The 9,682-nt window shown below is 65.3% G+C and carries 4 protein-coding genes and 1 pseudogene; 2 read left to right on the top strand and 3 right to left on the bottom strand.

The genetic code is table 11. The features are described 5' to 3' along the window. Positions 1–179: 179 nt before the first annotated feature. A complete protein-coding gene (locus AB0M26_RS30655; protein ID WP_365266122.1) occupies positions 180–1,292 on the top strand; it encodes a hypothetical protein in 1,113 nt (370 codons plus the stop codon). Positions 1,293–1,329: 37 nt separating this feature from the next. Here AB0M26_RS30655 and AB0M26_RS30650 read toward each other — a convergent pair whose 3' ends face one another. The 3 genes from AB0M26_RS30650 to AB0M26_RS30640 form a co-directional block, all read right to left on the bottom strand. Next, positions 1,330–2,502 (bottom strand): S53 family peptidase, encoded by a 1,173-nt coding sequence (locus AB0M26_RS30650; RefSeq protein ID WP_365266120.1) that lies wholly within the window; start codon positions 2,500–2,502, stop codon positions 1,330–1,332. 627 nt (positions 2,503–3,129) lie between these two features. After that, a complete protein-coding gene (locus AB0M26_RS30645) occupies positions 3,130–3,951 on the bottom strand; it encodes a glutamate ABC transporter substrate-binding protein (protein WP_365266118.1) in 822 nt (273 codons plus the stop codon). A 505-nt stretch (positions 3,952–4,456) separates the two neighbouring features. After that, positions 4,457–8,527 (bottom strand): Ig domain-containing protein, encoded by a 4,071-nt coding sequence (locus AB0M26_RS30640; RefSeq protein WP_365266116.1) that lies wholly within the window; start codon positions 8,525–8,527, stop codon positions 4,457–4,459. A gap of 413 nt (positions 8,528–8,940) precedes the next feature. Here AB0M26_RS30640 and AB0M26_RS30635 point away from each other — a divergent pair. Further along, positions 8,941–9,682, top strand: a pseudogene (locus AB0M26_RS30635) (IS5 family transposase); the annotation flags it as partial.

Genomic DNA, 9,682 nt, shown 5'->3' with positions numbered 1-9,682 from the left:
AGTTGCACCTGCGTCATGCATGACGATCTACAGGAACCCGCCCCGCTGCGGGAGCGGATCCCGCAGATTGATCACAACTGGATACGCCCCCTAGTGGTCTGACGTCTGCGGGTCATGGGATCGCCTTCGCCGGCGGCCATGGCGCCACCGCCCTCGGCGGCTCCAGCACGGCCGGCGAGGTGTTTCAGCAGAATACGGCTCAGGAGCACCGGCAGAACAACAACTGCGGCAACCCGAACCGTCTGGTCCCATCGGAGCCGGCGGGAGGTCGGGAGAAAAATCGCTGTGCGGCCGCGGATGCGTCCTTCAACCAGCACACCGTGACCAGAGGCGACGGCGCCCACGCCACGGGCGGTGCTGCGACCGAAGGCGTGGAGCAGCAGAACACGGCGCAGCAGGGCCGGCAGAACAACACCTGCGCCAGTCCCAACAGCTCCGGCGTCACCGCGACCGGCGGCCGGGCGGAGAGCCACTGCATCAACCAGGACCGTTCTCGCAACAAGCACACCCTGACCAAGGGAAGGGGCGCCCACGCCACCGGTGGCTCCAGCGGCCTTGTCGTGTTTCAGCAGAACACGGCGCAGAAGGGCAGGCAGAACAATACCTGCGCCAACCCCAACAACTCCGGCGTCACCGCGACCGGCAGCCGAGCGGAGAGCCACTGCATCAACCAGGACCGCTCCCGCAACAAGCACACCCTGACCAAGGGCGGCGGGGCCGAGGCCGCCGGCGGCTCCAGCACGGGCGCAAGCAGCGTGGGCCAGCAGAACACTACGCAGGAGGGTCGGCAGAACAACACCTGCGGCAACCCCAACAGCTCCACCGTCTTGGCGAGCGGCGGCCGGGCGAAGGGCGGCTGCGTAAACCGGGACCGCTCCTGGAACAAGCACACCCTGGCCAAGGGCGGCGGGGCCAAGGCCACCGGCGGCGATGCAGTCGGAATCGTGAACCAGCAGACCATGGCGCAGGAGGGTCGGCAGAACAACACCTGCGCCAACCCCAACAGCTCCATCACCGAGGCGATCGGCGGCCGGGTGGAGGGCGATTGCTTCAACCAGGACCGCTCCTGGAACAAGCACACCCTGGCCAAGGGCGGCGGGGCCAAGGCCACCGGCGGCTCCGGTTCCGGCGCCCTGAGCTTCGTGGGCCAGCAGAACTCTGCGCAGGAGGGCCGGCAGAACAACAACTGCGGCGGCCCCAACGTCCTGACCCTGACCGCCTCGGGCAGCCGCACCCAGGGCCGGTGCGTCGCCGTTGACAACTCGAAGAACATCGGCTCCGCCCACCGTTAGAGATGGTGGTGGGTTGACACTTGCGGCGGGAATCCGCCTACTTCCCCATGGCCGGGAGCTCGTCACGGCCGTCTGCGTACTCCTGGCCCTTGCCCCCGTGGGCGTATTCCTTGCTCTGGTCGTATTCCCTGTTCTGGGCCGCTGCCGCGAGAGCTGGGACGAGGAACTCGGCGTCGACCGTTCCAAGGCCCGTGACGAAGTCGTATCCGCGGTCCGCGCTGTAGCCGCGCCAGCCGGGGGGCTCGGGGACGGTTGGCGCGGCGTGTGCGCCGACGTGGGCGTCGCGCCAACTCCGGCCTCGGGTCACGTCGATGATGCCGCTGTTGGGGTGCCCGGCGAGCTGATAGAGGGTCTCGTTGATGTTCCCCAGCCGGTGCCCGGCTTGCTCGACAGCCAGAGCGACGATCCCAGCCATGAGCGGGGCGGAAAGGCTGGTCCCTCCGACGAGTTGCCAACTCGGCGGCAGGGGGCCGGCGCTGTCGTGGACCCAGAACGATCGGGCCAACATGCTGATGTCGGGCTCTCCCCGACGCGAACCGACGATCCCGGCCACCGGATTCTGATAGGCGGGGCGGGTGAACCAGGAAGACAGGCCGCCGGAACTCGCGTTCCATCCCACGTCCGGCTGCAGTCGTCGTCCGCGGTTGTCCAGGTCGAGCACGGTCCCTCCGACGGAGGTGACGACCGGGTCGGCGGTCGGCCACAGGGCACCGACCGAGGGCGCGAGCCCGCCCCAGTCGCCGGAGGAGCCGACGATCGTCACGCCGAGCTCGGACGCCCGGACCAGCGGTTCGCGCAGGCGGGCAAGGGCGGTGGAGCCTTGGTGGAGCGACGGCTCCTGCTGCTCCAGGAGCTTCTCGAAGTTGTTCCAGCTCATGGAGAGCACGTCGCCGTCATACCGTTCCAGGGCCTTGAGGTACGCCGAAGGGAGGTTGCGCGCATGCCCGTTGGGTGCCGTGGGAGCGGCCACGACGACGATGCGGGCCTGCGGGGCCATGGCATGAATGGCCGAGACATCCAGGATGGCCTCGCGGTAGGAGGACGGGTCCTGGGACGTCGAGGGCGACGCACCGCTCTCGTATGCCAACTCCAGCTTCGTGCGCGGCAGTCCGAACCGGTCGGAGAAGACATCGAGGTCGTGCTGAATGGTCTTCGGGATGGTGCCGATGCCGGTAACAACGGTGACGCCCTTCCCGGTGAGGCCGCTCACCTCTTTGCCGGCCAGTCCGTAGGCGGCGCGGATCTGGTGCGGTGTGTAGCAGGCGACGCCCAGACGCGCGCGGCAATCCGCCAGGCTGAGGGGCTCAGGGAAGGCGTCCGATGGTTCCGGTCCGGCCTCGGCGGACGCCGTGGGGCTCGCCTGGGCCGTGCTCGACCCGGGGCCGCCAGGTCTGGGGGCCGCCGGCCGTGAGGAAGCAGGAGTGCACCCCGCAACCAGCAGCGGCACCAGGGCAAGGGCTGCGACTGCGCCCGTCCGGACCTGTCCACCTGCTGGGCGTACGAGTGACCGCCGCAGGCGCCGTGCCCGTTCGGAACGCGTCATGGACAAGGGCAACGCACGCCTCACCTGCAACGGAGATCCCATCCACCCATGAAGAAACCGTCCGTGATCCCGTGCAAGCCATGGGCAGCAAGCGAGTGACGGATGGTCCAGATGGTGCGCCGTCCGGTCACCGGGGTGCCCGGACGCCGCGACCGAGTGGGTTGCCCGTCCAGCGGGATGGCGCAGTCGGATCGCACCGAACGGCGGGCCGGAGGGATGAGGCCGCAACCTCACGTTCTGGCGGTTTCGAGCGGCGCGACCGCGCCGCACGACGCTGCCGGGGTCTCCCGAGTTTTAGGAGTCCTCGGCAGCGGGGCAGGGGTCCAGGTCCGGGTACGGCGCCGCGCCCGTGGTCGTCCACAGCGTCTTCGACAGCGCGTCGACCCACGTCCCGTCCTTGTAAGAACGATTCAACGTTTTGTTGAGGAACTCGCACATCGCGGTGTCGCCCTTGCGGTAGCCGACCCCGTAGCGCTCCGAACTGAACGGATCACCGGTGACCTCCAGCTCGTCGGGCTTCTCCGCGGCGTAGCCGAGCAGGATCGCGCCATCCGTGGTGACCGCGTCGACCGAATCATCAAGGAGCCGGTTCACACACGCGGTGTAGTCCGCCTCGGCAACCGGCTCGGCACCGTACTTCTCGATCCGCCGTATCGAAGTGGTGCCGGCGACCGAGCAGATCCGCTTGCCCTGCATGTCCTCCGGCCGGGAAATGCTCCGGTCGCCCTTGCGTACGAGGACCTGCTGCCCGGTCTCGTAGTACGGCCCCGCCATGCCGATGATCTTGCGGCGTTCGGGAGTGATCGAGTAGGTGTTCACGACGAGGTCGACAGTCCCGTTCTGCAGATACTTCTCGCGGTTCTCAGGTTGCGCCGTGATCCACCTGATCTTCGCGGGCTCGATACCCAGCTTCCCGGCGATGATCTTCGCCATTTCGATGTCGAAGCCCTCCGGCTCGCTCGACCCGGACTTCTTCAGGGCGATACCGGGCTGGTCGGCTCCCACCCCGATGGTGATCTTGCCCTTCCCGTTCAGCTTCTCCATGGTGGAATCGGGCTCGAAGGTCGGGTTGGGGACGACCCACACCTCGTCCCCGGCGTCGGCCCCCGTCACCATGTCTTCACAACCCGTGGCGGTGAGAGCGGCGGCGATACACGCAGCGAGGCACGCGATGATTCTCTGCCTACGGATGGCCATGCTGCACTCCAGGGGTGACGACGTCGGGCTTACCGACGGCCCCAGTCGCGCGTGGCACGGCCTTGGTCGCGCGTGGCACGGCCTTCGCCCCGCCCCTCCCGACCGTCGAGGCGTGCACTGTACGACACCGTCCCGGACCGAGGATATGGAGGGGGTGTAATCGACTTGCGAACTACATCACACAACCCTCGACGCGAAGAGCCACACTGTAGACAATATTCGATCTGCGCCCACCCGCACCGAGCCCCCGACCGAAGCCCGATCCGGGGACTGCCTGTGCGCCCCGACCCAACACCGGCCTCCACCGTGCCGCGCCCGGGTGGGCTTTCCCGTGTTCTGCCCGTGCCGTATCCGGCAGCCGCCGCCGAGGATGTCACCGTGGGCCGACGGCGCAGCCGTGCGCGGTGTTCGCCGTCGTGAACCGTCACATTGAGTTGATCTGGATCTTGAAGGTCCAGCTGTCGGCCAGTGGCGGGAGGTATCCGTCAGCGACGGTCACCTTGACGTCGAACGTCTTGGTTTCGGGAAGAATCAACTTGCTGGCGATCTCCCCTGTATTCGTGTCGCCTGTGAAGCCCGCGGGCAGACCCTCGTATGCGAAGGTCTTGCCACTGTTGACGGGTACTGTGCCTGCAGTGGCCTTCACCTTCCAGCTGTACGGCTGGCCTATGGTCCCTGTGGTCGGAGTGTCGTGGGTGATGCTCGGAAGATTCTCCAGCTCGATGCAGGCTGGAATCTTGAACAGTCCGCCTGCCAGCGCCAGAATGGCGTCGACGACCGACGTGGCGATGTACGACTTGAGTTGGACGTCCTCGTTCTCCGCCCAATACTTCTTCACGATGGCGCGAATGATCTGCAGGACGTCCGGTCCGGGTGACACGAAGGCCCCTGCCCACGCCAGTCCCAACTGGGGAGTTCTGGGGGGCGGGCTCGTTGCCGTATTGACGACATTGAAGATGAGTGCGATCGCACCGGAAACCATGTGTGCCACGGAACCGTGGATGATGTGGTCCACGTCCTCGACCTTGTCTTTGAGACCGGCATTCTTGAGGAGGCACCTTCGGTTTCCGATGCAGTCAATGAACCCTCCTGCGGCCGCCAATGCGAAATCGCAGATCCACTGCAGGAGCTTGGCCGCCCAGGGAATGACGCCCAGCGGCTTCCATTCGTAGTTGCCACCCACTGGGGGAGCGCCCACCAGGAGCCCGACGGCGCCGTTGGCGACGCCCAGCCAGTTGAGGGCATCGAAGAACGGCTTGAGGAACTTGAAGTCGTCCTTGAACGGCATCGCGAGGTCGGTCACGCCGGTCAGCACACATGCGGGGAGGGCCCAGGCCACACCGAGCACCTGAATGTCCACCATCTTACGGTTCAGGTCGTAGTCCGTTCCCTGCTGGGGCTGGTACTCGGGGTGCCAGGGCGGCAGCGGGAGGGCGGGGAACGTGGCGTGGTCCTTGAAGGGCGGGTTGTCCACGCCCCTGATGAGCTTGTGGATCGTGGTGAGGAAGAACGCCTGGACGAGGAAGGCGAAGCCGCCGACTGTCATCGGCTTGGGTGTCTCATGGGGCCGCGCTTGCCCCCATACCCACTCGTACAGGGTGTTCACGAAGCCCAGATCCAGCTCCTCGTCGAGCAGCCGAGTCGCGTCGCCGACGGTGTCGATGGCGAACTGCATGAACTTCTGGACGAGGTAGTCGATTGCCACCAGGGCGTCGTGCACGAGCTTTCGGAGGGCTTCGATGAGGCTGGAGAGCGCCGATCGGTCCGCTCCTGGCGTTGTATCCAGGGAGAAGAACTGCTCGACGAACTGCGTCAGTTCTGCGAACTTGCCGATGAGCGTGGCGACGTCCGTGGACCCGGTCAGGAAGGTCATCAGCTCGTCGAGTCTGCCTACGACCGGGTCGTCCTGTTTGAGGGAGCCGGCCCATCCGGCGCCTGCTGCAGTGGGTGAGACTGCCTTGTTCAGCAGCCAGTTCGCCTGGGGCGTGCTCAGTTCCTCCTGGCTGTAACCTGTGCCGGCGGCCGTTGTTGCGGGCGGCACCTTGTTCGGGAAGTCTCCGATCCGGGCGTCGCCGAACTGCTCCTGAAGCTGGTTGAAGTAGTTGTTGACGGCATCTTCCTGGGCTTCGAACCACCCATGTGCCACGTCTTTGTAGTGCTTGATCGTCTTCTGGAAGAGGGGGAGGTTCGTCTTCATCCCCTCTTCCAGCGCCACTTTGGTGTCCCAGATGTCGTCGAGGGCGAACAGCGACTTCAGCCAGTCGATGGCCCGCACGACGGCGTCCGCGATCATTTGGAACACGGCCTCGACGGCTTGGGCTGCGTCCTCGATGGTTCGGACGACCGCCTCGCCCAGGGAAACGAGGGCATCCCCGATCCAGACGGCGATGTCGACGACCGCTTCCACGAGGACTTCGGCGACTTTGGTCGCTCCGGACTTGATGCCCTCCCACACGTCGCTGGCCCACCCGACGAAGTCGTCCCACAGACCTCCGTAGCTGGGATGGCTCTCGCGGTAGGAGCGGTACTCCTCGACCTCTTCGCTGGTGCGGAAGACCTGGAAGGAGGGGCGGGAGGGGTCCCAAAGCTGGATGACGTACCCGGCGACCTCTTGGGGCTCATCGGATCCGTCGACCCTCATCCTCGGCAGCTGGTAGGAACCGGCTGCCATTCCGTAGAGGCTGTGGCAGTGGTCGACGACCCCTTGCTCGCTCAAAGGCGCCTTGCTCCAGTCCTTTACCAGTGGTGCCTTCTTGCCCATCGCGTCAGTCGTCTGCGCATGCTTCAGGGTCTCGGCGGAGAGCAAGCCCTTCTGCGAGGGAAGGGGCTTGTTGCCTGCCAGATAGTCGTTGACGGGCGTGGAGAAGTCGATCGCGGTGCCGGATTCCAGACCCTCGGCGCTGATATGCACCACCGGAGGTGTGAGGCCGCGTGCGGCCATGGCAATGGACAACTTGCCCAACGGGTTTGTCTTGACGGCCACACTCTTGCCGGGGCCCACCTGGTAGGAGAGGGAGTCGACCTGGATCTCGACCAAGGAGTCGGCGGAAACGCTGACGGGGTAGTTGCCCATGGCCTTGCCGCTGGTATCGAGCAGGGCGGCATCCGCGACATAGTGGCTTACCCGATGCGGCTGGCCCGTGGACGGCAGCCGGACTCTGTCCGTCGCCCACCGTGAGGTGCTCACGTCCTGGGTACAGACGCAGTAGGACTCAGAAGGCAGCATGCCCTCCATCTTGATGAGCTCGGACGGCCTGTAGTCCGGATACGGATCGATGTGGTAGGAAACGACCTTGGCGTGCAGTCCCACCGTGACTGTGGTCGTTCCCCCCTCCTTTGTCGCCGCGCTCGTCCATTTCGGCATACAGCCGTATCCCTGACTGGTGGGAGGCGCCTCCCACTCCTGCTGGTGCAGCACCAGCAGGGTGTTGTCCTTCTTGTCCAGCCCGAAGACGTGGAGTTTGCCGTCGGCGTCCTGCCACAGTGACGCGGTATCGAAACCGAGACCCACGACCTCTTTGTGGACGAAGGGCGCACCGGGGCGGGCGGAAACAGCGACCAGGCTGTTCTGCGCGATGAATACGCAGCCCACATCACCCTTGGGTGCTTCCTGTGGCATGTTCGGCACGTACCACGTGCCAACGAACTCGCTGACGAGCTCGGCGACCTCGAAGACCCGCGGCGTGTGCTCGGGACTCCTCCAGTCGATACGCCTCAGAATGTGGGTGCCCAATTGATCCGGCGTGAGGAAGTACGCCACGTAATACGGGTCGTCCTGCCTGGCGTATGCGGCCAGGTAACCCCCACCGACGACACGACCGGCATAATTCAGCATTGGTCCCCTTGTCCATGCCCAGGGAACAAAGTCGCCGTCACTTGTTCCGGGAACTCGGTTTTGCGCGTAGACGACCAGGGGAGTCAGCGCGGCATGGGCGTGGGTCTGGCCGGCGAGGATGCAGGGCCCGGAGTCAGGCGAGTAGGAGACACTCAGAGAGTCGGCGGCGCCGGGGGGTCGGCCCTCACGCGTCGGCTGGATCGCGTTGGGGACATGCACCCACTTGCACTTGGCACTCTCGCCGGGCTTCTTCTCAACCAGGTCCAGCCGCAGCGCCACCCAATCCACAGCAAGATCCACCGGCGTAGCGAACGCCCACACAGTACTGTCCGGATGGACCACGGTGACGACTTCGTTGCACTTCGGCAGCTTGCTGTCGATCTTCTTCTGATCCCACCCGGTCGGCGAGAGTTCCGTACGTTGCAAATAGGTCAGGTCACCGTCGGTGTCAACGATGACGGCTTCTTCTTCGCCTTCCCTGAATGGATTGGCGTACAGAGCTTCCTGATTGAAGTCGCCCGTTCCCACATTCACGGCGTCGGCCGGTACGGCGTCTTCCATGAGTTGGGTGGTGACCTGGACGGAATCGGGGAGCAAGGGCTGATCTGTCGGCGTGTTCGCCGGCAGTCGGTCAACCGACAGGAATGTCTCGATGCCCATGAGATCCAACCTTCCCGAGCGGATCCGGCATCACGAGAGCGTCTGTCCGCGTAACTGACCGGACCTCAGCAACGTTGTGAAGAACGCGTCGCGGCAGCGGCCCACCCAAAGGGGACCTCACGCCAGCCGTGCGTCGGCGCAGACGTGGGCTCTCAAGAGAACCCGAACCAAAGCGAAAGGTCCTTGGGCACTTGGAGAGCCAGGTTTGCCCCAGAGACATTCAGTTTAGCCCGATTGGCCTAACCGCGCTTCCTGAGAGCACCCCCTTCAGAGTGCCCGGAGCTATCGATCAAGCGCTGACCAGTCAGCGGATGTTCTTCGATGCCGAGTCGACAGCTGCCAGCAGCTCGAAAACAGTTTTGCGGGACCCCTAAGACCGTGTCCTACATGGTCGGTTGGCAGTTGTGCCGGACATGGGGAGTGGACGGTGGGGATGGATCGTTCCGGACCGCTTGTGGGAGATCACGAAGCCGTTGCTGCCGCCGGTGCGGGTGCGGCCGCAAGGGGCGGGGTCGCGAACATCGATGATGAGGCGGTCTTCGCCGCAATCATCTATGTGCTGGTCAGCGGCTGCGCCTGGCGAGCACTGCCTCCGTGCTTCGGAGCGTCGAAGTCGACAGTGCATCGTCGGTTTGCCATCTGTCCTCGGGCGGGAGTCTGGGGACGCCTGCATCAGAAGGTGCTGCAGCTCCTGGACGAGCAGAACTTGGTCAATCTGTCCCGCGCGGTCCTCGACTCCGCGCAGGTGAGGGCCAAAAAAGGGGCGAACTTGCAGGTCCGAGCCCGGTGGACCGGGGTAAGCCCGGTTCCAAGATGCACGTCCTGTCCGACGCGAACGGACTGCCCCTACGCGTCGGACTCTCCGCGGCCAACACCCACGACAGCCGGGCCCCGAAGCCGATGCTGTCCCATTTCCACATGGGACACGAATCCCACGCGACCGATTCCAAGCCTCAGCGCCTCCACGCCGACAAGGCGTACGACGTGCCTCACCTGCGTCGATGGTTATGGGGCAAGCGCATCGGCGTCCGGATCGCCCGCAAAGGGGCATCGGCTCCAGCGAACGGCTCGGCCGTCGCCGGTGGGTCATCGAACGCACCATGTCCTGGCTGACCGGCTACCGCAGACTCACCCACCGATACGAACGAAAACCAG

This window comes from Streptomyces sp. NPDC051776 (assembly GCF_040681345.1).
Lineage (GTDB): Bacteria > Actinomycetota > Actinomycetes > Streptomycetales > Streptomycetaceae > Streptomyces.
This window is presented reverse-complemented; position numbering and strand designations above follow the sequence as displayed.